21 protein-coding genes and 1 pseudogene are annotated in these 25261 nt (G+C 63.3%); 2 read left to right on the top strand and 20 right to left on the bottom strand.

Going from position 1 to position 25261, the window contains the following annotated elements:
- The 11 genes from IPG05_12695 to IPG05_12645 form a co-directional block, all read right to left on the bottom strand.
- Nucleotides 1-432 (bottom strand): hypothetical protein (locus tag IPG05_12695; protein ID MBK6495935.1); only part of this gene is annotated, 432 nt, incomplete at its 3' end.
- Nucleotides 433-629: 197 nt separating this feature from the next.
- The gene (locus IPG05_12690) at nucleotides 630-1208 is read right to left on the bottom strand and encodes a hypothetical protein (GenBank protein MBK6495934.1); all 579 of its coding nucleotides are present in this window, start codon (nucleotides 1206-1208) and stop codon (nucleotides 630-632) included.
- 579 nt (nucleotides 1209-1787) lie between these two features.
- Complete coding sequence (locus tag IPG05_12685) at nucleotides 1788-1988, bottom strand: hypothetical protein (protein MBK6495933.1); 201 nt, start codon at nucleotides 1986-1988, stop codon at nucleotides 1788-1790.
- A complete protein-coding gene (locus IPG05_12680) occupies nucleotides 1985-2191 on the bottom strand; it encodes a hypothetical protein (protein ID MBK6495932.1) in 207 nt (68 codons plus the stop codon). Before IPG05_12680 ends, IPG05_12685 begins: the two co-directional genes overlap by 4 nt.
- A gap of 473 nt (nucleotides 2192-2664) precedes the next feature.
- The gene (locus IPG05_12675; protein ID MBK6495931.1) at nucleotides 2665-2880 is read right to left on the bottom strand and encodes a hypothetical protein; all 216 of its coding nucleotides are present in this window, start codon (nucleotides 2878-2880) and stop codon (nucleotides 2665-2667) included.
- Nucleotides 2881-3298: 418 nt separating this feature from the next.
- Nucleotides 3299-3763 carry a hypothetical protein gene (locus tag IPG05_12670; protein ID MBK6495930.1) on the bottom strand — a complete coding sequence of 155 codons (465 nt, stop codon included), beginning with the start codon at nucleotides 3761-3763 and terminating at the stop codon, nucleotides 3299-3301.
- A gap of 74 nt (nucleotides 3764-3837) precedes the next feature.
- The gene (locus IPG05_12665) at nucleotides 3838-6429 is read right to left on the bottom strand and encodes a carbohydrate binding family 9 domain-containing protein (protein MBK6495929.1); all 2592 of its coding nucleotides are present in this window, start codon (nucleotides 6427-6429) and stop codon (nucleotides 3838-3840) included.
- Between the two features lie 136 nt (nucleotides 6430-6565).
- Nucleotides 6566-7156, bottom strand: a complete 591-nt coding sequence (locus tag IPG05_12660; protein ID MBK6495928.1) for a hypothetical protein — start codon at nucleotides 7154-7156, stop codon at nucleotides 6566-6568.
- A gap of 26 nt (nucleotides 7157-7182) precedes the next feature.
- Entirely contained in the window at nucleotides 7183-7737 is a 555-nt protein-coding gene (locus IPG05_12655; protein ID MBK6495927.1) for a hypothetical protein, read from the bottom strand.
- A gap of 128 nt (nucleotides 7738-7865) precedes the next feature.
- Nucleotides 7866-8456 carry a hypothetical protein gene (locus tag IPG05_12650; GenBank protein MBK6495926.1) on the bottom strand — a complete coding sequence of 197 codons (591 nt, stop codon included), beginning with the start codon at nucleotides 8454-8456 and terminating at the stop codon, nucleotides 7866-7868.
- A gap of 17 nt (nucleotides 8457-8473) precedes the next feature.
- Nucleotides 8474-8989 (bottom strand): hypothetical protein, encoded by a 516-nt coding sequence (locus IPG05_12645; protein MBK6495925.1) that lies wholly within the window; start codon nucleotides 8987-8989, stop codon nucleotides 8474-8476.
- 640 nt (nucleotides 8990-9629) lie between these two features.
- Here IPG05_12645 and IPG05_12640 point away from each other — a divergent pair.
- Nucleotides 9630-9788 (top strand): hypothetical protein, encoded by a 159-nt coding sequence (locus IPG05_12640; protein ID MBK6495924.1) that lies wholly within the window; start codon nucleotides 9630-9632, stop codon nucleotides 9786-9788.
- A 554-nt stretch (nucleotides 9789-10342) separates the two neighbouring features.
- Complete coding sequence (locus tag IPG05_12635; GenBank protein ID MBK6495923.1) at nucleotides 10343-10972, top strand: hypothetical protein; 630 nt, start codon at nucleotides 10343-10345, stop codon at nucleotides 10970-10972.
- Nucleotides 10973-13029: 2057 nt separating this feature from the next.
- On the opposite strand, the gene IPG05_12630 is transcribed toward IPG05_12635, so the two are convergent.
- From IPG05_12630 to IPG05_12590, 9 genes and pseudogenes are all read right to left on the bottom strand, one after another.
- A complete protein-coding gene (locus IPG05_12630; GenBank protein ID MBK6495922.1) occupies nucleotides 13030-13620 on the bottom strand; it encodes a hypothetical protein in 591 nt (196 codons plus the stop codon).
- Between the two features lie 496 nt (nucleotides 13621-14116).
- The gene (locus IPG05_12625) at nucleotides 14117-15004 is read right to left on the bottom strand and encodes a cytochrome-c peroxidase (GenBank protein MBK6495921.1); all 888 of its coding nucleotides are present in this window, start codon (nucleotides 15002-15004) and stop codon (nucleotides 14117-14119) included.
- A 1639-nt stretch (nucleotides 15005-16643) separates the two neighbouring features.
- The gene (locus IPG05_12620) at nucleotides 16644-17294 is read right to left on the bottom strand and encodes a response regulator transcription factor (protein MBK6495920.1); all 651 of its coding nucleotides are present in this window, start codon (nucleotides 17292-17294) and stop codon (nucleotides 16644-16646) included.
- Nucleotides 17295-17745: 451 nt separating this feature from the next.
- Nucleotides 17746-17802, bottom strand: a pseudogene (locus IPG05_12615) (hypothetical protein).
- Between the two features lie 343 nt (nucleotides 17803-18145).
- Nucleotides 18146-20428 carry a hypothetical protein gene (locus IPG05_12610; protein MBK6495919.1) on the bottom strand — a complete coding sequence of 761 codons (2283 nt, stop codon included), beginning with the start codon at nucleotides 20426-20428 and terminating at the stop codon, nucleotides 18146-18148.
- 87 nt (nucleotides 20429-20515) lie between these two features.
- Nucleotides 20516-21109 (bottom strand): adenylate/guanylate cyclase domain-containing protein, encoded by a 594-nt coding sequence (locus IPG05_12605; protein MBK6495918.1) that lies wholly within the window; start codon nucleotides 21107-21109, stop codon nucleotides 20516-20518.
- Between the two features lie 119 nt (nucleotides 21110-21228).
- On the bottom strand, nucleotides 21229-21627 hold the full coding sequence (locus IPG05_12600; protein ID MBK6495917.1) for a hypothetical protein: 399 nt from the start codon (nucleotides 21625-21627) through the stop codon (nucleotides 21229-21231).
- A gap of 228 nt (nucleotides 21628-21855) precedes the next feature.
- Complete coding sequence (locus tag IPG05_12595; GenBank protein ID MBK6495916.1) at nucleotides 21856-22332, bottom strand: hypothetical protein; 477 nt, start codon at nucleotides 22330-22332, stop codon at nucleotides 21856-21858.
- Nucleotides 22333-22954: 622 nt separating this feature from the next.
- On the bottom strand, nucleotides 22955-24091 hold the full coding sequence (locus tag IPG05_12590) for a hypothetical protein (protein ID MBK6495915.1): 1137 nt from the start codon (nucleotides 24089-24091) through the stop codon (nucleotides 22955-22957).
- Between the last annotated feature and the right edge of the window lie 1170 nt (nucleotides 24092-25261).

The following is a 25261-nucleotide window of genomic DNA, read 5'->3' as shown; positions in this document are numbered from 1 at the left end:
TGCCGGCCGTGGGGAGACCATGCACGAGTCCGTCCGGAACTCCTCAGAGGAAGTCAGGTCAGCGGACCAGAGCCGGGTATGGTCGAACCAGACGCCGGTGCCAAGGGAATCGACGACGGTGGCATACCGCTCTATGAGCCGACCATCGTCGAGGAGGTGCGCATCCCATCGGACGCCCATGGTGGGTCGAGGAGGAAGCGGCACCGAACCGAGCGCCGTCCCGCTGGCATCGAACCGGCTGAGGCGCTGGTTACCGCGGTCATTGACGACGATGATCCCCGAACTGGTGACCACGAAGCCCATGCCGTCCAACAGCTCGCCGGGGCCACCCCCCTTTCTGCCGAAGCTGCGGACTGGCTTTCCGTTGCGATCCAGCAGGTGGAAGCGCTCGTCCTGATAGTCGAAGTGGACAAGCGTGTCACCTGGGAGCATGCCTAGTCCGAAGTTGGCATCGAAGGAGTGCGGACCCTCGGCCTCGCCGCCCACGCGCCATTCTTCCCGAAGGGTCCAGGTCGGCAGTGGGCTAGCACTCGGTGCGCGATCGCCACAAGCAGCGAGCCCTACGAGGCTGGCGAACACGATGAACCAACGGGCTGGGGGCACCGGGGCTCCAGGACGGGCTTCAGTGCTCATTGTGGTCGCAGCGCGGTATCCGGTCGCGACTTGATCAAGCCCATCTTGTCGTCGGGGCCTGCGCGGACCCATACCTCGTCACTGATCGGCCCCACCGAGACCCCGCCGAGAATCCGGCCCACAGAATCCACGCGCACCCGCAGGGGGGTACCGAACACGGCAACTATGAGCGAGTCGCTGCCTCCCCGGCGTACGGTGGATGGGAACGTCCTGCCACTCGTCAGCCAGAAAACCGGTGCGTCGGCCGTCCCGCCATTGGATACCGCCCGACGCGTGAGCAGCTCCTTCAGGGCCAAGGCATTGGGGAACATCGGCAGGACCTCTGCGCTTGCCGCGACACGTTGAACCCCCGCCGCGGATGTCACGATCATCGAGTCGCGCGCTACGGCAATCCGCCTCCACCGAAAGCGAGAGCCGGGCTCGGGGTCATTAGGCGCGTACGTAGTAGACTCGAAAAAGCGCACCGTGTTGCGCGGGCCCAGTATCAGGCGATAGTCAGTGTGGGCGCCCTCCGGCAGATTGTCCAATCGTCCCCTCAACGTATCTCCGATGCGTTCAAAGCGATCGAGAAACATCGTGTCCGACGATCGCGCCTGCACCCGTGCCACCGGCGGAGCGGCTGGTGACATTCCTGGCGGCGGGGGCCCTGGCGGGGGTGGCGCCGGCGGCGCGGGCGCGGCACCCCGCCGGACAATGTGGATGCCACGCTCGGGGACGGCCTGGCAGGACGCGGCGTCGCTGACGGTTGCCAGGAGCATCAACCCGATTGTGACACCGGCCGCGAGTGGGGTTCGCGTGGCGGGCATGAGGCGTCCTCCAACGATGGTAGCAGAGTAGACGAGGGCTCCGGAGAACTGGGTCAACGGCTACGCTGCACAGGGGACGATATGCCACTCGGGGCTGCTCCGACGTGGCCCGCTGGCTGGAAACTATCTGACCAGCGCCTTTGGCAGCACGGCGCTGTAAACCTCAGAAGCCGATGCCGCACTGAGATAGATCCTGCCCCGCGAGAGATCGGGGGCAATCCGCCACACGTCCTTAGCTCCGGCGAAGACCAGATCCGCAAAGACTCTGCCACTGGAATCAGCGACGAGGACACGCGCATCGGCGTCGGGCGGGTTCCTGAGCAGTGCCCACGCCATGCCGCCGGCAACTCAGACATCTGCGAAGTAGAGCAACGGGTGAAACCGGGGAGGCTGCGACTCCTCCTGATTCCGCCTTCGATACTCCTCGAGAATGGGCGCGGCGGCAGAATCCGCCAGGCGCACCACCGCCTTCCGTTTGCCGGTGCGTTCGTAGACTGCGAGTTCCGGAACAGATGCGAAGGCCAGCCAGTAGAGCGAGTCCGCGGTCATTGCCGCAGGACATCATTGGCGTAGTAGGTTGGCACTTTGGACTGCGCAGCCAGCTGCCGGAACGTGCCGAGGTCGTACTCGCGGTTGAATGCCGCCAGGGGCTCACTAATGGTATGCGCCACCGCTCCTGACGGCGTCAGAACCCGGAGGAGCGTCCCCTCGGCGCCTGCGGTCGGAGCCAGGATGCCGCCGTCGGGATTCATGGCGACTCGCCCCAGTCCGATCCATCTGGAGCCGGGCTCGAGCCCAGGGCCCTTTCCATCGTCGAGGGAACGCTCGTGCGGCCATTCCCGACGTTCAGGGTGAGCAGCGTGTCACCGACGAGCTGAAGGCCGAGCGGGGTGAGCAACTGACCTGGCCCCTTCCCCGGTTCCCCGATCCGCCGCACTAGGGCGCCAGTGGAGGGTCGATCACCATGATCGAGGAGGGCAAGAACGGCAAGTTGCCCAGAGGGCAGCATGACCATGTCTGCCGGCCGGAACAACAGGCCATCATCGGCGCTTGCGACCGTGCTCGACCACGAGACGGTGGGACACTTGATCAACCTTTGGAGCACTCCTGGTACAGGACGAGCGCCAAGGGCGAGGACGAGGCTGACGGGAGGCGAAGCTGGATCATGGGATTCTCCCCCTCGAATGGTGATCGAACGACGTGCGTTTCGGCGGCAGGGGGCTTCTTAGGGCGCGACACTGCCGCGGTTCGGTGCAACACTTGTCCAGCCGCTCCCCGATTCCACCACCGGCCAGATCTCACCGCTCGCGGCGAGTTCAGCTGCCCGCTTCCGGTTGAGTCGTTTCATCACGGCGAGCGTCCCACCATACAACAGTACGCCTTCGAGGGCCGCCGCCAGCGGAGCAGCCCACCACACGCCGCCTTCCGAAATCGCGAGCACGACACCAGCGCCGACCGACAGGATGGCGAGTCCCCCCCCAGCACCAGCCCGGGCGCGGGCCGTTGCCGACTCGTGGAGTGCTCCTGCACCCCCCCGGAAGCCTTCAAGGCCAAGGGGCAGGCCCCTGGCCGGGCTCCGGGCGCGTAGAGTGGCCCCCCCCCCGCGCCCGGCCGGCGCCGCCCCGCAATGCGTCGCCTGCCTACCCCGGTTCGGACCAACGCGAAGGCCGCGAGTCCGAGGGGACGCCCCACCCGACCCTCGCGACAAGGGGAGAGCTGCAGGCGACTGAAGGAGAGGCTCCTCCCGGGGCCCGGGGCGGGGCCGCGCGCACCCCCGGCCCGCGCGCCGGCGGCCCCCCCCCCGCAAAGGCTACTGGGCGCGTGCCGGACCGCCAGGCCCCTACCGCAGCAAACGCCTGTTAGGGTGCAATCGACTTTGGGGTGTCAGTGCCGGCCGGTAGCGCCCCGCGTCTCGCGACCCGTTGGATACCAAGTCCTGTCACACCGCCAATGACGGAAAACAGCGCTGCGCCAATGGCGAGGTCGCCGACCGAGATGCCCGGCATCGATCGTCTGGCAACAACCGCCACGAGGAGAAAGACCAGCGCGCCGCCAATCCCGCCGAATCCGATGGCACGTCGTGCCCGGAGCTCCGCGCCGTTGGGGTCGGGTCGCCAGAGGCCAAGGACGACACCGAACGCCGCCCCCGCGATCAAGCCATAGAAGCCGAAGAGGCCGAAGACCGGCATCGGCGACCAGGCGCCCACTCCCCGGCCAGAGGCAATGGCCCCAATCAGGTTGAGGACCACTCCGACGAGCCCCCAGCAGGCCGCGGAGATCAGGGCGAGCTGGAACACTGCGCGAAGGCGTCGGGAAGTGCTCATTGGATACCTCGTGATGGCACCCTGACGGCGTGCGGTTCCGCGGCGGGGCCCATCGCGGCCACCGTGTACCTTCGCTACTTCACCCCAAGCCAGTAACTCACCTTCAGCGCCAGGAAGTTGTCTCCGTCCGCGCCGATCGCATCAAACAGCCGTCCCGCACTGACCACCGTGCCGTAGGGGGTGAACTGCTGGCGGTTGTTCTGCCAGATGACAAACGCCGTGCTCCCCGGTTGCCACTCCCAGCGAAGCACCAGGTTCGAGCGGAAGGAGAGCCGGTTGAAATCGAGATTCGGGAGGGCGAAGCTCTGCGCGCCATCCGTCACGGTATACGAGCTGTCCGGATTGCGGACAATCCCCGTCCCGGATCCTGCCGCACCATACTCCCGAAGCAGTCGGCTCCTTGGTGCAGCGAGCTCGCCAAACGTCGAGTACTTGCCGCTCGCCGCGAAGGGCTCGGCGTACGCCTCGACGGTGAAGTTGGCGGTGATGGCGTAGTTGAGCCGGAACCGCGCCGAGAGTTGGCTCCGCTCGACGGTCGCGAAGGTGTAGCGGCTGCCGAAGGTCGCCGCCGAGCCGCCGCTCCTGGTGGTGACGTACTGCCGGGTGTCCATGGAGCTCGTGTAGGTCGGGTCGACGGACGCCTGCCAGCGCGCGCCAGGCCGCACCGACAACGTCGAGCGCGCGCTCCACGACCAGCCACCGAGTTCGTCGTCGGTGTGGCCAAGGTTCACGCTCCAGGTCACCGGAATGTTCGGACGGCTATTGAAGCCGCTCGTGATACTCCACGAGTTGGGGGTTCCCATCAGCGGACCGCCGCGGGTGAGCACATCGCTCGTGGAGCGGAGACTGTAGGAGAGGTTGAGGGAGGCCCGCGTGAAATTGTTGAAGGTGAGGTTGGAGCTGAGGCTGGCGTTGGAGTACTGGCGCACCCCGCCGAAGTTCCATCCCGACCGCGTGGCCAGATTGAGCATGTAAAAGCGGTATGCCTTCTTCGGCCTGGCATTGCGCACGCCGAAATCCGCGTTGAAATCGATGTCGTCGGCCGTCTGCATCCGCCCCAGATCGTTGATCTCGAAGCCGGGTGATCGGGCGAGTAGCTGGATGCCCCAGAACGAATAGCCCGCGTTCTTGTCGTGACGGAGCGAGGCGGTATAGCCACTGAGCGAGGTGCGACCCGGGGTGTACCGGATGTGATCCTGGTCCGGCCGCTGGAAGAAGTGCGCGCTGCCGCGCTGCAACCGCGCGATGGCGGTCGAATCGCCCTGGACGTAGCTGCCCCCGAGAAAGCCCGTGAGCTCGTACTTCCCTTGCTGGGTCCGGAGCTTGAAGTCGAGGCCACCGCTGAAGGCGTCGCGAGCGAGGATGTCCTGCAGGCCACCGCGTTCGTCGACGAAATGATGCGCGTGGGTGAGATTGATCCCGGCATTCGACTGCTGCTTCCCGAAGTCCTGCTGCATCCGGACCACGGCAAACGCACTCGCCGGTTCGACGGCGACGGCATCGGAGCGCTCGGGGAGGGAATCGTAGGAGCGCGCCTGTTCCGTCGGTGTCACTGCCGCGAGCATGCCGATCGAGAGCCCCGGTGTGAGCCGCCCAGTGACCTTCGCGGCCGAGAGAATGGTGGTGTTGCTCGGCTGATCGACGAAGTCGCCGCTGGTCGTTCCTCGCGGCGGTGCGCCGATGCGGCGACTGTAGAAATAGACTGGCCGGTTGATGAAGTTCTGGGCCAGCCCGGTGAGCGCCTCCGCCCCTTCGGTGAAGAACGGTCGCCGCTCGGTGAAGACCGTCTCGAAGGCGGAGAGATTCACGTCCGCCGGATCGGCCTCGACCTGACCGAAGTCGGGGAGCACGGTGGCATTCAGTGTCAGGTTGGGACCCAGCCCCATCTTGAGATCGCCCCCCACGCGCCCGGATGCCTTCTCCTCGAAGGGATTCCGGGGGTTCACATTGGCGCGGTATGTCAGCCCGCCGGTGACGTAGGGGAGCAGCTCCAGGCGCCGTGCCACGGGAATCCCGCTGATCCCCTCGAGCTGCCCGAACTTCGAGAAGAACCCTGCCACGTTCCGGGGGATCAGGACCCAGCTGTTCTTCTCGTTCTTGTCGGGCATGTTCCGCGTGAGCTGCAGCCCCCAGATCTGATTATCACCCTGGTTGAAGCGCAACTGTGAAAACGGGATCCGCATCTCGGCAGACCACCCCTGGTCGTCCACCCGAGCGTGGGCGCTCCAGACCGGCTCGTACTGCGCTTCGCGCCCACCCTCCTGGTCCTGCGGGTGGTACCAGTCGCCGCGCACGCCGCCGGAGTTGACCGAGAAGGAGTACCCGGTCTGGCGGTCGTGGTACGGGTCGAGCGACACCGTGAAGACTTCGGCGTCGCTCTCGGAGTCGCGCCGACTAATCGAACGGCGAATCGCGTGGGCGTCCGGCAGGTGCATCCGCGCAGCGATGTCGAGCGCGTCGTCGTCATAGAGGATGCGGACCTGGGTCCCCACGCTCGGCGCCTTGCCCTCGTCGGGGTCCCGCTGCACGAAATCCGAAATGACCGTCGCTCCGGCCCAGGCGGCATCGTCGAGCAGGCCATCGATCTGTGGTGCCTGGCCCGTGAGTCGCGAGGCGCGGGTGGACTTGGGCGGCGATTGTGCGACGAGCACGTGCGCCGGCGCCATCGTCAGGATGGCGACCAGGGCGGATCGCGTGATGGCTGGATGGATGGTCAGATCCCGCTCAACAGGTGAAAGGCATGCTTCGCGTGGGCTTCCCAAGGATGTGGGCAGTGGTCACAGGGGGCAAGAGTGACTGATGTCAGCCCTCGGCGGACCCAGCCAGGTAGCTGATCGCGCTGTCCCTATTGGCGAACTTGGCGGCGACCATTCGACCATCAGCATGCTCGATGACAACGGTCACCGCGATGGCACCGGATTGCGCCCTCGCTGCACCGCGGGGGTGTGCACCCGCCGAGCTCCCGCGCGAGCGCACCACCTCGGCCCGAAGGATCGCGGGTGTGACGCCGGCGGCGAGCAGCGTTTGGGCGGCGATCCCCTTCTCTTCGCGGAGAAGGCCGAGGAGGAGGTGCTCGGTGCCGATGTAGGTATATCCGAGTTCACGGGCCTCGACCATCGCGAGTTCCAACGATTTCTTGGCGCGCGAGGTGTAGGGCAACTCGGTGTCGGCGATGACGCTTCGACCAGGCGTCAGCCCTGCCAGCAGGTTGGTCCGAAGGTCAGGAATCGAGACCGGGAGGGCCTCGAGCGCCGCCAGGCCGCGGCCGCCGACGCGGAGCAGGCCGAGCAGCAGGTGCTCGGGGCCGACGTACTCGTGGCCGAGGAGGCCTGCCTCCTCACGGGCATACTGGAGTCCATGCCGAACACGGTCGGTGAAGTTGAATCCGTCCAAGGGAACCCCCTAGCGCTTTCAGAGATTTATGTGCACCTGCCAACGTCGGATGCTTCGGCGCCTGTCGCGCCCGGTTCACGAGCGGGCGCGGCGCCCCCAGGGGCGAGGTCGGCCCCTGAAGGAGGGAGCCTCGGTCCCCCCCCCCGCCCCCCCACCCCCCCCCCCCGGCCCAAGCCCCCCCCCCTTCTCAAACACCCGGCCCCCCGCCTCGGGCGACCTCCCTCCTGGGCCTTAACAGCCTCCCGCACCATCTCGATCGTGATCCCGTGGCGGGCGAGCGCTTCGGCGGCGACCCCGTGTCGTTCTCGCAGCAGACCCAACAGGAGGCAGGTCGCTGTCACTGAGGCCGTATTGAGATCCCGTGCTTCCACGATCGCGCATTCGATCACGTCATTGATCCGATGGGTGTGCGGCAGTTCCGGTACGTCCTCGACTGCCAGGGTACGATCGGCGGACTGCTCTTGGGGCGAGAGGCCGAGCATGGTCAGCGTCGTACTGCGCACCTGGCCAGGCTCCATACCTACACGACTGAATGTGGTGACAAGATCGGCCTCCGGAACGTCCAAGAGGGCCAGCAACACGTGCTCGGTCCCGATGATACCGTGTCGAAGCTCGGCCGCTCGCGGCCGGCCTGGGAGAGCACTCGCTGTGCTCCCCCCGTGAAGTGGACATCGGCCATGCTGCCTCCTCGAGGAATGTTGGTCGCGGTTTACTGCCCTGCGGGACCACTAAGTCCGTAGATCACCACCGTCCGCTTCGCTGTTCCGAACTTCATCCGTCCTGCCACGTAGTCTGACCCGATATCGATCGGCTGGAAGGCCGTCGGCATGGTGACGTCGCTGATCCATCTCCCTGCCGGGTTGAACACCGACCACTTGGTCGGAACGATGGGGTCATCCACGAATGAGCCGGCGCTGATCGCGTCATCGAGATGCGCCTCCCGGACCCACAGATTCCCGTCTCGGGCGACCAGACACTGAGCGAAGGCCGGCAGCGCGTCGGCCCACGGCTGCTCGCGCACCCGCTGAACTCTCTTGAGCGAGTCGGCGCCGCGGGTCGTCACCCAGATCCTGCTCCACTCGACGACCCAGCGCTCCCAATCGCTGTCGGTCACGGCCGTCGGCTTCCACGACCTTCGGACGATCGCTTCCAACTGACCGCGTTCCGAGTAGGCGCGAAACGCGTACTCGGTGCCGAACCCATGGTAGAAGCGCCCCGATCCGGCACACACCGCGCTGATCGGACTGAGCCACACCGCAAAGGGGCTGCTGTCGACTGTCTCGAACGTGATGTACGGCATGGGACCGAGGTCTCGGATCACGGCACCATCGCGGTCCACCAGCATGAGGGCGGTGGAGTCAACGAACTGCGTTCCGGCCGGGTGAGGCTTCGGCCTTGGCAGCATGAAGAATGCACCGCCGCCATTGCTGAGCGTGCCGACGTTGAAGCCACCCTGTCGCGTTGTTGCCGGTGGGTCGCGAGCTGGCGGAGCGAGTCGCCCGTGATGGCGATCCGTCCCGTGTAGTCGAAGTGACGGACTGCGATGGTATCGCCGCTCAGCAGCGCGAGCCCGTGATCGTCGCCGCCCACCGCGTGCGGGTCCCGCTCTCGGCGAGCGCATGCAGGAGTTTTCCGGGCATCAAAAAGCCGGAATTCTGGAGCCTGCTTTGCCGCCACGATGATCCGCCCATCCTTGAGCCGAAGGACGCTGGCCACCCCGCCGAAGTCATAGTCCGGGCGACCATCAGGCATGAAGGAGAGAATCGGAGCCTTCGAGAGCTGCATACTGCGTGTGCCGCTCAGCAGAGGGGCGGTGTTCTCCACAATGCGCACGCCGGCACTGTCGCGTACGGACTGCGCAGCGGCCTTGCACGAGCCCGCCCGAGGAGAGCAGGGTGAACGCCATCGTCACGGGACTGGCGGGCGCTGGGCATTGTCTCCCCTACCCGGTGGAAGTGCGTGAGCATAGGACGACTGGAACTAGCGTCCGTGTGATCGCTACGTGAGCCACCATCCAGAAGACACAACCCACAGTGAGCACCGGAACACCATGGGCACGTCAACGAATGACGCTACGTTCCTGGCATTGCGACGCAATGTCCCTTCGATGACAGCCAGGTATCACCTGAAGACAGTGACGCCTCACGGCGTGCGATGCTGCGGAGGGCGTGCCAAGGCGCGCGCGGGCCTTCGTAGTGCTACGGCGCGTGGGCCGAGGCGTCTGGGCCCGACCGCAGTAAACGCTTGTTCTGTGGCGGACTACCCGTGAGTGGCAGACCAAGCCTCGCGACCAGTCTCCGACTGACCGCCGGATAAGCAGGCGGCCGGGTCGGTCTTTGTCCGGGCCCTCGCCAACCGTCCAGCCAACGGGGAGCGCATACTCCTTCAGCCAGCGTTCCAACTCGGCCACCGGAAGCTCCAATTGGTCGGCCTCCGTCTCAAAGAGAATGACGTCGGTCGGCGTCCAACCAAAATGCGTCGCAGCCTCGATGAGGCACTGCAGTTGGTTCGCGAGACCGTGTCTGGCGCGAGCAAGGTGGTCGTCCTTGAGTGCGTGAATACCCCACGACCCGATCATGCCGGGTTCGGCGAGTGGGGCGACCATGAGCGGTTTCCGAGCCTCGGCAAGTAAAGTGCGCGCCATCGGCCAGCCGGCACGTCGCCCTTCCGGGACGAACACCCACTCCCGAGGGGAGGACGGCGGGTCCCTCGGCTGCTGAACAAACCTGATGACCTGAAGAGTCAACTCAGCACACAAGTCCATAGTGCCACACGCCTCTTTATGGGGACGTTGTTGAACGCTCGGCGCCGGACTGCGAATAGCCACCTGACGCCGTGCGTTTCTGCGGCGAGGCCAGGTGAGGCCGCCGCGTACCTCAATGTAGATCAGGCGCCCGCCGGCCGAGCCGCCATCGCCTCGTCCGCAGCAAACGATGGTTATGCCGCTCCTACCCCAGCAAAGTGCCCTACCGTCAGAATTGCCTCTGAATACATGAAGCCAGAAGTGAACCAATCGTCCCCAGGACGATTGCCGCCACACCCGAGACCAATATCGCGATCAGCGGATGGCTGCGCACCCAATCAGCGGGCTGGAGTTGACCCGGTGCCGTGGAGACCGCACCATTTGCGACGGAGGCTTTACCCACGGCACAACCCGAGTAACCCGAGGAGGTCCGCCTGCAACTAATGGCCCTGGTCCGCGTAGGTCGGACCCCGGAGTCGCTGGCCAATGAGTTTGAGCCGAGTGCCGAGGCGATTCGCATTTGGCTCGAGCAGGCCGACCTCGACAGTGGCCGCCGGACCGACGGCCTGACGACCGACGAGTCGGCCGAGCTGGTGCGCCGGGGTCGCGAACAAACCAGGTCACAATCGAGCGCGAGATCCTTTGAAGAGCCGCGGCCTGGTGATACTGGCGCTCCCTGCGGTCGCCGCACGGCATACCGGCACGATATCCAGCATGTCGACGGATTCGTGAGGGATCACCAGGCCACGTATTCGGTGGCGACGATGTGTCGCCTCTTCCAGGTCTCCCCGAGCGGCTTCTATGCGTGGCGCGAGCGGCCGCCCTCGCGGCGCGCGCAGCGCGACGCGGCACTCCTACAGCACCTACGGACCTTTCACGCGCGCTCCGATGGCACGTACGGCCACCTGTGGGACATCGCCATCCATCTCGGCCAGAAGCGCGTGGCGAGCGTGATGAAGCAGGGCAGGCGCAGGCGGCGTGACATCCCAACCCGCCACCACTCCGCGAAAGCGGGTCAACTCCCATCTCACGTGCTATCTTCGCGCACCCAGAAGGTTGTGAACAACCACTGAAGGCACCCCGTCTCCATCATGTGTCGTACCGAGTACGTAATCTTTTCCAATATCCTTCGGGCTAAATCTCGCTGGCATGCTAACGTCTCCCAGCCAAACCCCGGTGCTGTCAAATACGCTCCACAAACTTGGAACCAGCGGAAGCGAGTTCAGCGCCCCGGCGCCCGCAGCGTCCCAGTCACGCACAAAGTTCTCGACGTCAGATTTGGTCACAGCAACCGGGCTCCAAGCACGGCGGATCACGTGCAGAAGTGCGCCGTGAGCCGAGTACACTCGGATGGTGTATTCAGAGCCGAATCCGACGTAGAAACGGGCTCCGTCGCTAGCGAAGACAGCGGTGGGCCCGAACCAGACCGGCTGTGGCATTCCATCCTTCGCCCCTAGTTCCATTCCCGGAACTCTGCCGAACGACGCCCTGAGCGTGTTGCTACCATCTACAATCGCAACGGTGATTGGAGTCTATCCATCGACTCCCGGTCGCTCTTGCCTGTGGAGGCGACAAGGCGGCGATGCCCCTAAATCCGTTCCCGTTCAAGGCTGTAATTACTCGACGAATTCCGGGTGCATCGAAGTTGCCTGGCGGACTTGCTATCCCAACCCGGCTTAAGTACTTGCCAAAACCAGAAAAGTAGGACAAATCGCCTCCGCTCGACCCAGCGACCAAAGTGTCACCAAGCAGCGTCGCAAAATAATTCAGGTCCTGAAACTCACCTGGCCCGGAGCCACGACGACCAACCGACTTCAGGAACTTACCTTCGGCATCAAAAAACCGGAGCGATCGACTCTCCCCCTCTGCGACCACCGTGACGCCGTCCCTCAGCCGTGCCGCACCCACGATTCGGCTGAATTCATAGACTTCGCCCTCCTGACCCCCAATAGTCAAGATCGGGTCAGGCGATAGGCGGATACGACTTCGTCCCTCCCAAGTGGGCCGCAAATTCGGAATTGTGCGGGGTGATTGCGACACCGTAGGAAACACGACACACAAGTGATCCCGTGAGTAGCATTGGGACCGCCAACACCTTAATGGTAAGCATATTTCATAGTCTCTGGGTGAAGACCTGCAACATAGCCAATCGTCACTCGTCAACCGTCAACCGTCAACCGGGACGGCTATTCGGATTGATCTGGATATTTATCCGGCATATCCAAAGAACGAGTCGTTAGCTCCTCAGCTTTCGTCTCACCGACCGGGCAGGGACACCACGGTGCAGGGTAGCTTGGCCAGCGACTTGGCCTCGGCCACACTCACAACCACGAGTTTGCCGTGTCCGCGCGGACAAGCGGTCGGCTGGACTCTACGCCGCCCTTGCCTGCCCTGCCTCAACCCTGATCGGTAGCTGATTGTCGACACTGCAGTGCCGTTGACACAACTACTTTCGCATACTGAACGGGACGGGACGCCGGAGTTCAGCACTTCTACATGTCACCGACTGTTGTCTGCGCTGCGAGCAAAGCCGTCAGACGATCAGCCTGGCCCTTTGGGATTCTAGTGTGAAATACCACGTCACCCGACTGAGCTACAATCTGAATAGCACTTCTGCCAACATCTACTCGCAACGTGGGATCTCGTTCGAGTGCGTCCATCCATGCCTCGTCGGTCCCAATCTTCAGCGCCTCCTTCGCTACCCGAACCGACAAACCAGTGACAGTGTACGCGAGGTGAACGCAACCGTTCGGAGCACACTTGCCGTGATGCTCGCCCTGCGCATCGTTCGTGACAAACCAATTAAAGTCGGTATGAGTTCCAACTGGACAACCGTTGTTGCCATTGCCGATTTCACACGTGAAGCAACGGCCGTCCCCTTCCCCCTCAGACTGAGAGGACTGTTGCGCCGATAGCACTTGCGGAGACGCGCCCAACAGAAAGAACATCACCAGCCCTGGCACAATCGCTCGGAATACCATGACTACCCCCTTATCTACGTAAAAGGTCGATGCGCCACACAGTCACGACCGGCGTCCCGTCCGCTCGTTCATCATACGATGTCAAATATCCACGGCCAGCCATCCCTGCAACCATGAACGGCATTGTGTCGACCGCAACGACTCGCCGTCTACGTAAAGTCGATTACCTCAACTACAGTGTGAAATCGATCTTTGGGCGCTGCGGCCTTCCCACCAGCGGCAACCGGTCGCCACGTTGGTGAGGGAATTAGAGTCGCGACCCACACGCTGTCGCGATTCGATTCCCATACTGCTTGGGCAATAGTAGATGGCCGAATCGATGAATAGCCGCCACTCGGCTCCCGGTCAGGGGCAGACTCAGCTAGCCACGGGGCGGTCCGCACGAAAACCTCCACAAGTTGTCGGGCCGAATCATAGACCTCCAGTCGTGCCGACTGCGGATGCAACACCAAGAGGCCGCCGCCCGGACGACCAGAGACTAGCCGCGACATCTTCCAGGACTCGCTCATTGAAAACAGTTCATCCCCACCAAACCGGGCTAGCAGTTGCCCCGAGGCGCCATATTCCTGCAAGGGAATTCCGGCCCCCTTCGCATCCATCAAGGTACGGTTCGTGACGAGATTGCCATTCTCAAGAAGCGTTGCTCCGCCCAGCGTCGGACCGCTTCCGGAGAACGGGAGCTCGATCATTTCGCCACTGGCTTTCACGATCGTCCGCCGGTTGAGCAATGGATCAAGCACTTGGATCGTACCCAGCGCCCCTTCAAGGAGAGTGCATCCTGAAACTCACCTGGACCGGCCCCTTTCCGTCCGAGCCTTTCGATGAATCTGCCGCCGAGTCGAATCGGAATGGATTCGCTCCGCCTGGTCGGACAGGACGATCGACCCGTTAGTCAACCTCAAGGCGGAAGGCGGATAGCCGGAGAGATTACCATGCTTTCCGTCGATTGTCGTTACGATCATCCATCCAATCGAGCACTGACGGCACGAGGCGCGGGGATCTATTGATGCTTGAGACGTGAGACGCCCAGACAGACTTAAGAGCAACATTATCGATGATACTGAGGTCGACCGCATGCATAGCTCCTATGGCAGTTCACGACCGTTGGACGGCTTGCCATCTTTGACGGCGTCTGCAAGCAACCGCTCGCTACTGAGTGCCCGCAAGAACGCAACGAGATCGCGCGACTCTTCGGCAGAGAGGCGCAACGGTTTCATCGTGACATCCCGATTGGGGTTAGGATTCCCCCCGAACATAGAACGCGACAACATCCTCGAGGCTTTCCAGGCTCCCGTCGTGCATGTACGGGGCGGTTAGCGCCACGTTTCGCAAACTGGGTGTGCGAAACGCGCCCCAATCGCGTGGGACGCCGGTGACCAGATATCGGCCCAAGTCCCGCATCTCGCCTGCAGAATAGCCAACCCCGAGATTGTGGAACCGATGGTCGAAGAAGGGAGCTCGCCCTTCATCCACGTTCGAGGTAAGGGTAGGGACATGGCAGCCGCTACAATTGGTCTTGGGGCCGCGGAACACCTCCCAGCCCCGTCGTTCTTCTGCAGTAAGAGCAGTGGAATCGCCGCCAAACCAAAATCTGTCGAATCGCGAGTCGCTGTAAATCAGCGTGCGCTGGAAGGCGGCAAGGGCATCAGCGAAACCAGCAAGATCAGGGGCGCGCCCGAATACTTGACGGAACATCTCGACGTACTCCCGGTCGGTCGCGATTCGCAATAGTGCCGCATGGATGGGCATACCCATATCCCCATCCTCTTGGAACACGCCCAAGACCTGTTCTTCCAATGTTGCGCGACTACCATCCCAATTGAAGGAGAGCGCCAGCCCTATATTGGCCAACGAAGGAGTGTTTCTGATTCGTGCCTCTTCACCTATCCCAAAGCTAAGCTTTCTGGGTTCAGCGAAGCCATGTGACGGTTGATGGCATGATGCGCAGCTTATCGAGCTATCGCGTGACAATCTGCGATCGAAAAACAATCGACGCCCAAGCTCCTCGCGCCCAGCCACGAGGTGGGCCGATCGTTCGACCCGAATTGGCGGCTCAGCGCGCGAGATGGCTAGGCGCCCGACGATCACCAAAGGAAGCAATACGCTTACCATGCCTCGGATCATGGGAACCGAACCTGGAGGACGGAGCCCCCGAGTGCAGGGACAGTGTGATGGAAGCTAGAATCTGGTGTCAGGAGCGTGGAGGCCGAGGCGCATCCTCTCGGCACGCGCGGGAAGCAAGGAGCATTAGACCGGTCGGTCAGCACCCGAATATCCTTCCTTGATCCTCACTTGGTGCACCCTGGGACGCGACGGCGTAGTCCCCAGTGTCCTCGCTGGCGCCTCGATCTCCTGAGTCAGCCCGAACACGATCCTCGCGAGATGGCTTGATCGCAGAAGCTCGTTTACACTTGGTTGGTTGTTGCGCATCGGAAACACGAACACCGTGGCGTCTGCCGGGACCGCCTGCGTGCGATTCCCCGCGAGATCTTCACCCTCGGTCCGTATCCACACATTCGCGCCGCTTGGAAACGGGCCCAGGACGGCCCACGTCAGGACCGACGCGATGGCCTCTCGACGGTCCATCGCATGAACTGTCCGATGCCACGTCCTGCCGGAATCGATGGAAACTTCGGTCCGTACGCTGCCTTCATCGATTGCGGTGTGCTCATCCCCAACCGTGACCCGGACCCCCAACGTCCGGTCGTTGAAGAAGATGACCAGGCGATAGTTTGAAAGGAGCGGGGGCGTTACATCACTTGTGAAACCATTCCGCATGGTCAATCACGGAGCCATCACGTCGGCAACCAGGGTCACACTGATGTTGACGAAGCTCCTCGAGTAAGACGATCGAGGAACAACGACTGCAATTGCTTTACCACGGTATCGCCTGGCTGGAGGACACCGAAGTGCCTGACTTGGCAAACCGTGGATTCGCCAGCCGAAGGCTGGCGAGAAGTCTGGTACGCCAAGACGCTTGCAACCCGCGGCCGCTGTTGTTCACGAACCTCAAGGCCTACAAACACAGTGTCGCCTTCGTACTTCCGGAGGGCGCCAAACTAATCGCACCCGAACATTGTTCGATAGGTCAGCGTCTCCGTTGATCGGTTCCAAAGCCACCCGAATCGCGAAGGCCTTCCCTTCCCGTTGAAGTCGATCGACCAATCGAGTAGTGAATGAGTCTTGAGGGATTTGCAGGACCACCCCGACGCCCCCCCCAGTGGAATAGGCCGGAATCACAGGCCTGGCGATTTCGGCAGGCACAGGAACTTCATGCTCGCCCAAATCGCTTGACACCCAGAGCCTAATCTTCGCGACACCAGGAACACTGCCTAGGTTTAGAACTCGAACCCACTCCCGCCCAAGCACCGCGCGCCCGTTCCCTGTCATCAGCAATGGCGAGGTCCGGGGTCAGTTGCGTCGGGCTGACATTCGTACTCCAGACAATGTGGGCCGTGTCCGGCCGCCAACCATCCAAGGCACGGTTGCTAGCAATAGGCATTGTAGGAACAACCCGAATGCAGTTGACAAGCCACCAGAACTCACCATCGAGCAACCCCTAGCGAACTGCGCGAGCTCTGATAGCTCTCCGCCGGAGTACCAGCGCGTGAGTCATCTGAGGTCTCATCCATGAAATCGGGGTGTGCCATGTCGCTCTCCGATTGAACAGCCCATGCCGTCCCGCGTCGACCGCATCGGTTACCGCTCAGACAACAGCAACGATACCGTCCCCCATAATTTCGTCAACTAGGACAAATGCTAGTCAATTGCTAGGAAGGCCCATCGGCGGCCTTCGCGCCGATGCGTGCAAAGAACTCCTGCCATTTGGGGCGCTCCCAACGACCAATCCCGACGATCTTGCGGAGCTTCCGATGTGGTAGTCGACGGTTCTGACATCGATGTGAAGTGCCTTGGCGATCTCATTCCGGTTCAGTCCGTGCGCCAAGAACTCGAGAATCCGCAACGCGACGATTGGCAGGTCGTGGTTCGCGGCACGCGGGGAACGGCGTGGCGGCGGATGCAGATCACGCCCCATGTAGGTTTCCCCCTTCGCAACAGCATCGACGGCGTCGAATACCTCCGCGAAGTCGGAGCGTTTGCCCAGAAAGCCATGGGCCCCGCCCTCAAGCATCGCCTGGCCCAGGAACCACTCGTCAATCGCGGTCACGATGATGACACGCACGGCGGGCTGCATTCCGTACCACCGCGGCAGATATTGGTTTACGGATCCTTCGGTACCCCAACTCAGGTCGAGAATTGCGACGTCGAATCCGCCACGACGAAATGCCGCGTCCACCTCGGCGATGGTGGATCCGCCCGGGACGACGTCGTAGACATCGGCGAGCGAGCGCTCCAACGCCTCGCGGAACATGCGGTGATCATCGGCAACTAGGACGCGGAGGCGATCAGGCACGGCGACTCCCAGGGTGAGGGGTGAAGGGGTATTGCAACCCACCCCGAAACACGCCCACAACCCGCCACCCCCGCCACCCGCCCCAAGCGAGCCGGCGCCGGCGTCGATAGTTCACTGGTCACTGATTACTGGCTTCCCTCTCCTCTCCGCCGGCAATCGCACAGGTCGTCGCCCGAGGCGACAGGCGTCGGACGCAGCAAATGCTTGTTGGACAGTGCCTCGGTACTGATGTCAGCTATCCCTGGATCCATTGAGATAGCTGGTCGCGCTGCCCCGATCGGCAAACTTGGCGGCGATCATTCGACCATCAGCATGCTCGAGCACCACGGTCACCGAGACGGCACCAGATCGCGCCGCTGCGCCACCGGAGTTTGCGTCCGCCGAGGTCCCGCGCGAGCGTACCACCTCGGCCCGAAGGATCGCGGGCGTGACGCCGGCCGCGATCAGCGTTTGCGCGGCGAGCCCCTTCTTCGCGGAGCAGGCCGAGGAGGAGGTGCTCGGTGCCGATGTAGGTATATCCGAGTTCCCGGCCCGACCATCGCGAATTCCAACGACTTCTTGGCGCGAGGTGTACGGCAAGTCGGGGCGGTGATGACGCTTCGACCTGGGGTCAGCGCGGCCAGCAGGTTGGTCCGGAAGGTCAGGGATGGAGACCGGGAGGGCCTCGAGCGCCGCCAGGCCTGCGTCCGCCGACGGAGCAGACCGAGCAGCAGGTGCTCGGGGCCGACGTACTCGTGGCCGAGGAGACCAGCTTCCTCACGGGCCAACTGGAGTCCATGCCGGACACGGTCGGTGAAGTTGAATCCATTTTCCAAGGGAACCCCTCGCGTTGCCAGGGATGGTGTACCGCCCTACCACTTCTCCATGCGCACGTCCGCCAGCACACCCGACAGGTCGTTGAACAGCAGCGACGTCGGCTTCGCCGGCATCGGTGGAAGGGCGATCTCGGTGAGCGGCCCCTGCACCTTCACGCGGAGCCGCGCCACCCCCCCGCCCTCCAGCTCGATCTTGATCGGCACGTACGCCAGGAACGTCTCCGACACGTTCTGCTGCTTCACCCGGAGCTTCACCACGTACTTCCCCGCCTCGCCCGGAGCGGCACTCCATGCCACCCGGTACTCGGGGATCGCGGTCGTGGTGAGCCACTGATCGAAGAACCAGTCGAGCGGACTCCCTGCATGCTGCTCGGCGATCCGCCGGAAGTCGTCGGTCGAGGCGGCGCGCCCCTTGTAGGTCTGGAAATAGTCGCGCATCGTGGCCTCGAACTTCTCCTCCTTCATGGTGCGGAGGTCGAGCATGAGGATCCGAAGCATGTGCAGCGCCCACGCGCCCTTCTGGTACACCACCAGGCCGTACTCCGAGCCGTCCGCCGCCGTCGCGGTCCGATAGCCCAGGCCGACCGGGCCGACCTCACCCTGCCGTGCGCGAAGGTCGGTCTTCCAGAGATCGAGTTGATCGAAGTAGTACTTGCTCTTCTTCAGTGCGATCTGCGTGTACCAGAGCCCGGAGAAGTTGGAAAAGCCCTCGCTCAGCCACTGGTCGCGGTAGCTGGCGAAGTCGACCCCAATCCCCCACCACTGGTGTGCCACCTCGTGGGCGCGGAAGAACTGGTTGAAGTCGCCGCTCGCTCCCTCGTCATCCGCAAAGGTGGAGTAGCTCAGGTGGATCAGGCCGGGAAAGGCCTCGCCATGCCCGTAGGGGATGATCGTCGCATACAATCGCTTATGGTCGGTCTCCCCGAACACCGCCGTGAAGAACTCTGCCGCCTGGGAGACGTCCTGGCCGACCGATTCCTTGGCCTTCGCCATCGAGCGCATCCCGAACGAACGCAGCGCCTGGTCGGAGTGGAGCACGACGACCTCGGGACGCTTCCCGTTGCTGGGGACGACGTGGTCCTCGAAGAAGCCGAGGTTGAACGAGACATTGCGCATCGGGCGGTCACTCACCCAGTGCGTGGTGAGGGACTTGTTGGCGACCGAGGAATCCCGGAGCACGCCCGCCGCGGCGAAGCGGTACGACTCGGGGGTGTGAAAGGTCAGGTCGAAGTTGGCCCGCTGGCGATTGTCGAGGGGCCGCGGGTACCACTGCGACGATGCCTTGAGGAAGAAGAAGTCGCCGTAGCGATCGATCAGGTCGCCGCCATACACCAGGCGGACGGTCGTCGACCCACCGGCCGGGAGTGGCTCCGGCAGACGGAGCCAGAGCAGCGTGCCGTCCTTCGCCTTCTGGAGCGCCAACGCTCGGCCGTCGGGCAGGACGGCCGAGTCGACCGCGATCTTGGGCGCGAGGTAGAACGGCAGCCAGGGACCGACCGCCTCGCTGGCGGTGATCTTCATGCTGGTGATGGCCGAGAAGCGCGCCTCGCCCATGCCGGTCCGGGCAATGGTCGCATCGATGCGATAGTCGGGCGCGGCGTAGGGCGCGTTCACGTCCGAGCCGTCGGTCGGCACCGGCGCCGGGCCGAACTGGGCGGCACTCTCGGTGGTACGCAGCCACCCCACTCGGCGCGCCTTGGTGAGGAGTCGCACCGGCTCGGTGCTGAAGGGATCGATCTGCAGCATCACCGGGTTGCCGCCATCCCGGTCGATGTGGGCGTAGAAGGCGCCGGCCTCGTTGTTGTTGAGGAGCGGCAGCATCAACTCGGGGCTGAAGCTCTCGTCCTCCGGCGGCCTGATGAACGCCAAGGCGTCGTTGGCGAGCCGCGCAGCCGCCAGCACCGGCGGCTGCGGCCCGAACTTCACGCTGCGTTCCAGCTCGGCGAGGGTCGAGTCGGTGAAGAGGAGGAAGACGCGCTTGATCTTCGCATTGACGGTGGAGTCACCGACCAGCCGATCGAGCTGGCCGCGCTCGATGGCGGTGGGTGCGGTGAACCGGAACGATCCCGTGCCCACGAACATCGCGGCGACCACGCGGCCGTTCACCGGCCTGGCGAGCGAGAGGGTCCCGCTCTCCAGCGTGATCGTCCCGGTGCCCCGGGTGAGGACCAGGTTGGTGACGGTGGCGCCGCGTGCCGGGTCGGGCTCGAGGTCGAGCAGGGTCTTGAACAGGGCGCGGGGCGTGTCGGCTGGGCCCTGGGCGGCCAGCGGACCGCAGGCCAGCGAGAGGAGCGCAAGTGAGAGTGAGAAGTGATGCATCAGTGCGCCTTGTCAGGGAGATGATGTGGTACTTCGCGTCAGGCCCCGACCGTAGCATAGGCCTGTTAGCCGGGGCGCAGGACAACGCTACGGCGTCCAGGCCCAATTGGACCTGAAGACACGCTTAACACGCGGGAAGGCAGTCCAGCTGCGTTCTTCCCACATGCTCCTCCCGTCAGGGCTCTCCTTACCCTCTTTGGCGAGTTGATCATAGACCTCCCCGCTTATGTACGAATGATATGGGCTGGACCGAATCGCACTGAGCTTGGCTGCCACATTCGGGCAACGTCCTACCCACACGAGGTCGTTGTTTCCTCGGATGCCCGCCCGAACGGCCAGAACGCTACTCGTGTCCACTCCCGTGCAATGAACGAGTTTGTAGCTGCCGTTTGCCAGAGAGGAGTACTTCGCCAGCAGCTTGGGTTTGAGCAAATTAAGAAACGCCCAGTTGATCTTGAGAGCGGCCTTAACCGCAGACGTATTCTTGTAGTTGCCAACGAAGATCCCCATCACCCTATCCCCGTCAAAGCTGCGTATTGATCCGCCCTCGTGGCGGAGAATGCGCGTACTCATGGCGAGGAAGGCACGAAAGACCTTGGCGGCCACCCGTGCGTCGTAGTCCATCGCAAGCTCAGTAGAATCAGCAAGGTCCGCGTACGCGATGGTGGCATCAAGCTTCACCCCACCCCAGTAAGGGCCACATCTGTGGTCTCGGGCACCACCTGCCCGTCACGTAGGTTCCACTTCTGGTTGAGAATTTCTTCCATTTCAACGGCAAGCTCATCCTTGAATGCCACTCACTACCTCACCACGGCATCCGCCGCCCGGTTGGCGACAACAAAGGACGCCAGTGTGATAAGCCAGGGCACTATCGACCATGCCGTGAACAGAAACGCAGTCTTGAGGTGGTCAAACTTCTGGGTCAGGATCTGCGAATTCAACCACACCTGACCCAGTGTATCGCTCAGGACAGCCGTGCGGTTCTGGCTCTTGTACGCCTCAATGAACTTGCCCTCGGTCCTCGCGGCTATTTCTCGAAAGTAGATCAACGACTCTCGCCCACCATCAAGTTGCGGGAAGGACGCACGATAGAGGTGCCAGAGACTCGCTGCAAGCAACAACAGTGGTATCGCGGCGAAGAGGAGTCTTGCCTCCCAAAGTGCCAGTCTCGGTGTCTTGGTCGCTAGGAATGCGAGCATGGCAAGGTCCACACCTAACAAGACTGAAATCTTTGCGTCAACTCGTGCGAAAAACGCCATCACAAAGTTGAGCTGCTCTCTTGCGAGAGAGTGTCGACTTCTGTTTCGTCCATACCCCCTACACATCCTAGGGAAACCCGCTCATTCGTGTAAAAACCCTGTACTTCTATCGCGGCGCGCTCGCCGCGCAGCTGCAGCAAGTGCCTAGTAGGCTGCGCTTCCCTCGCACTACTTTGTTGGCGCATCCCAATGCGGCGGAACAAGAGTCTGGCTAATTGCGGGATGACACTGAACAGACGAAACGAGCAATTGCTCCAGTCTTGCAATCATGATCGCTAGAACGTGGCGGAACTGCTTGGATGCGATTCCGGACCCTGCCATCGTTGCTGCATCCTGGTTAAAGCGGTCATAGGGCAAGAAGGGAGCAGCCAGCTCTCGAATGCGGTCCCGATGCGGAGGCTGGTCGAGAGATCCCTTCGCTGCTTCGTGAGCGAATGTGTTTCGTATCTTACGAACCAAGTGCAGGGCACGAGCATAGTGGTCGTCGATGAGTCCCAGACGATAGACTAGGTGGATGCGAGAGCTAAACGTGCTGAGTCCACCGCTATTCTCAAGAAGGTCATCAACAGAACTGGTGCAAGGCGCAAGTACTCGCTGCAAAACTTGAAAGAGTACCAAGTCAAGCTTAGCTGCTCCGACGATCACTGCAGCACGGTCGCTTTCCGGCTGAAATCTGCAATGAATTCTTTCAATGCATCCATGTCCGGCTTGCCCTGCGCAAGCTCGCGGCCGACCATAGTCTCCCTCCGTTTTTGTCCGCCGTACGTGCAATGGGCCGGCAGCCCGTGCGGCCCAATCCTCCACGAACGGTAGCCCCTACAGGCTAAGACGGGAACCGGTGGCGGTTTCCCACGCCAAGCCACCGGGTCCTCGCCCGGCGCCCCAGAATCGCTCCGCCGATCGCGACCTAGCGCCTCCTCCCCTCCCCCATGCCCAGAGGTCGCCGCCCCGGGTCGGGACGGGCTGCCACAAGGGCTGCAGCCGGCCAATCCGACCCTCACAACACGACCCTCCACACTGTACCCGAGAACGACTACCTGTCAGTGAGCAGGAGTCCTATGGAGCACTTTCAGGGGGGAATTGGGGTTGGGGGACTGCCCATCGGAGACGAGGGTGGCGGGGGTGGTGCATTCCGAGCGCGAGGCCGGAGGAGGCGACTGTGCGCGTCACACGCAGGGTCTCGGGATGCGGAACACTTGCCAGCACAGCGCCCGGGGAAGCGCCGCGCAGAGCGTACCAACCCTCGGCGCCGCCTCGAAGAGTCAGGCTACCGGGGTGCGACCAACTCGTACACCACCAGATGATCCGCCCCGTCCTTGTCGGTGCGCCACAGCAGGACGCCGCCGGCAGTGAACGCGATCGCCGGGGAGTCCGCTGGCAAGATCAGGCGCCCGAGCAGCTTCCCAGCGGTGTCGAAGGCGGTGTAGATGTGCGGCTCGGTGCGGCGCTTTCGGAAGCTCTCGACCCAGAGTCGCCCGGTCGGATCGACGGCAATGCTCGCGGTTGTTGGCCAGAGAGGCGGCCGCGGGGCGAGCCGATCCTGGTCCGCATTGTAGGCCTTGTTCGCAGCACTGTTGCCCGCACGAGGGGAAACTGCCGGCGTGAGCGCCATCTTCTCGGCCGAGGTGAGCTCCTCGATCGGATCGGCGCTGCGAATCCGGTGGGTCAGCGTCCCCTCAGCGGTGTACACCCGAACTTCGTGCACCCGTGGATCGCTGAGGAAGAGCTTGGTGCCCTGCGCCACGACGGTGGAGAAGCTGGGGAGGAAGCGGTCGGGGGTGGACTGCCAGAAGGGCCCGAGGGTTTGGGTCGTCTTGCCGTCGAGCCGGCGGCGGACCAACTGCATGTAGCGATCGCCACCCACACTCGGCGCGGCGGTGACCAGCACGAAGGTGCCGTCGTCGAAGCATCCTCCACCCCAGGGAAGGTCCGCGCGGCCGACGGCGACGCTGCGCACGATCCGCGCATTGGGGGCGACGACGGTCACGCGGCCGTTGATGGGATCGTTGACGACGAGGGTGTCGCCTCTGGTCCGGCAGATCCCAGTGATCTGCTGGAACTCACTGGGGCCCCCGCCCTTCCGGCCGACGACGGCGAGTTGCCGCCCTCCAGGGTTGAAGAAGCGGATGCGCGATTCATCGATCACCGCCCACCGGCCGTCCGAGAGGCGGACGCCGTTGAGGTAGCCCCCATTCGGGGAAAACTCGTCGTCGGGCGAGGCCTTGAGGCCCCCGAGATCCAGGGTTGGCTTGGCCGCGAGGGTGAAGGCGATGGGGGCCGACCGGCGGGCGACGTTGTCGACGATCCGGACGCCGTCGACCAGTCGGCCGCCGGGGCCCTGTGCCGCCACCCCGCCAACCGCGCCCACCACGAGGATGGCAGGCCAGACGCTACCGGACAGCAAACACATTGGAAAACACGGTGTCTTCGGCGCCGATGCGCAAACGGAAGTTGCCGGTGGTGGTCGGGGTCGAGAAAATGAATGTGTAGGCGGCCCCATTCGCCAGGAGAAAGTCCGGCTGCGCGCAGTCGCTCCCTCGGCGCGGGACCTCAGTCCACCCAGCGTCTGTTTGCCGCTCAGTTTGGACGTAGCACGAGATGGCTCCGACATGGATCGGGGCCCCGCTGTGGTTCACCAACTGCGCACTCGCCCCGGAGCTGACGGCGAGATCCTTGGGCACGAGGATGAAGACCGACTGGGCCGAGCTCCCGGTTGGTGAGTCGCTGCATGCTACGCACAGGGCAGCCAGAAGACTAGCAGAGATACTCTTGAGCAGGTCCATGGTCCCTCCCAACGGTGGTGCGGCGCACTGGCGCCAGGCTCCATGTCACTTGCCGTACCCTCCGCCAAGAACAGCTCGAGAGGGCGCTCTGCTCGACAATTGATTGGCGTACCAGCCCTGGACGATCTGTCGCGAGCATCTCAGCGACCCAGACACGCAGGATGGCTAAGCGGGGGCCGATGCACATGCCCCATGCCCCATGGCACTGTGATCGCTCGCTAACTCACCGACGGAGTCGGCTGAGTCGGCAACATGCCCCTAAGTTCCGCCGACACCTGCAGCCCATAAATCTCTACAAGTGGTGCGAGTTGAAAGCCCGTCGACTTACGGAGTTCAGCGAGAGCGTCTCGAAATTCGCACCATGCTGGGTCGCGCTCGTCGCAGCTTAGGCAGCGCAAATCATAGCGTTCGACTCGGTCATAGAATACGAGGATGGTCTTATTGAATGCCGCCAGGACCTGGTCGAGCGGCGTTCCAACAACCTCGACACGCAAGGCAACAATGCTTGCGCGGAGTTGCCCCAGTGATTCGAGCACGCGACCAGGACAATCCGCATCGAAGCGCACCCAAAAGAGGCGTTTGTCCTCAAGGACATCGAATAGCCGCTTCGCAACCCCCGGCGCGACTGCCTGGGCCTGAAGCAGACGAATGCTCCGCGCGTACCCCCTTGCTACAAACCTCAGCGATGAAAAGTTCATGGTCCGCTCGCCAACGCAGCAGCAGCTCAGCGGGATACCTTACCTCGTCCTTGTCAACAAGGTCCCCGCACTCGCGGCATAACCACACTCCGT

It is taken from the genome of Gemmatimonadota bacterium, assembly GCA_016704275.1.
Lineage (GTDB): Bacteria > Gemmatimonadota > Gemmatimonadetes > Gemmatimonadales > GWC2-71-9 > Palsa-1233.
The sequence above is the reverse complement of the archived record's forward strand: the minus strand, read 5'-3'. Positions and strand labels throughout refer to the sequence as shown.

Bases quoted from the DNA above. Each gene is read 5' to 3' on its own strand.
- IPG05_12690 (MBK6495934.1), bottom strand. From the start codon at position 1,208: ATGTTTCTCGATCGCTTTGAACGCATCGGAGATACGTTGAGGGGACGA.
- IPG05_12685 (MBK6495933.1), bottom strand. From the start codon at position 1,988: ATGACCGCGGACTCGCTCTACTGGCTGGCCTTCGCATCTGTTCCGGAA.
- IPG05_12680 (MBK6495932.1), bottom strand. From the start codon at position 2,191: ATGAATCCCGACGGCGGCATCCTGGCTCCGACCGCAGGCGCCGAGGGG.
- IPG05_12670 (MBK6495930.1), bottom strand. From the start codon at position 3,763: ATGAGCACTTCCCGACGCCTTCGCGCAGTGTTCCAGCTCGCCCTGATC.
- IPG05_12665 (MBK6495929.1), bottom strand. From the start codon at position 6,429: ATGGCGCCGGCGCACGTGCTCGTCGCACAATCGCCGCCCAAGTCCACC.
- IPG05_12650 (MBK6495926.1), bottom strand. From the start codon at position 8,456: ATGCCGTACATCACGTTCGAGACAGTCGACAGCAGCCCCTTTGCGGTG.
- IPG05_12640 (MBK6495924.1), top strand. From the start codon at position 9,630: ATGCGTCGCAGCCTCGATGAGGCACTGCAGTTGGTTCGCGAGACCGTG.
- IPG05_12635 (MBK6495923.1), top strand. From the start codon at position 10,343: ATGGCCCTGGTCCGCGTAGGTCGGACCCCGGAGTCGCTGGCCAATGAG.
- IPG05_12625 (MBK6495921.1), bottom strand. From the start codon at position 15,004: ATGATCCGAGGCATGGTAAGCGTATTGCTTCCTTTGGTGATCGTCGGG.
- IPG05_12610 (MBK6495919.1), bottom strand. From the start codon at position 20,428: ATGCATCACTTCTCACTCTCACTTGCGCTCCTCTCGCTGGCCTGCGGT.
- IPG05_12600 (MBK6495917.1), bottom strand. From the start codon at position 21,627: ATGCTCGCATTCCTAGCGACCAAGACACCGAGACTGGCACTTTGGGAG.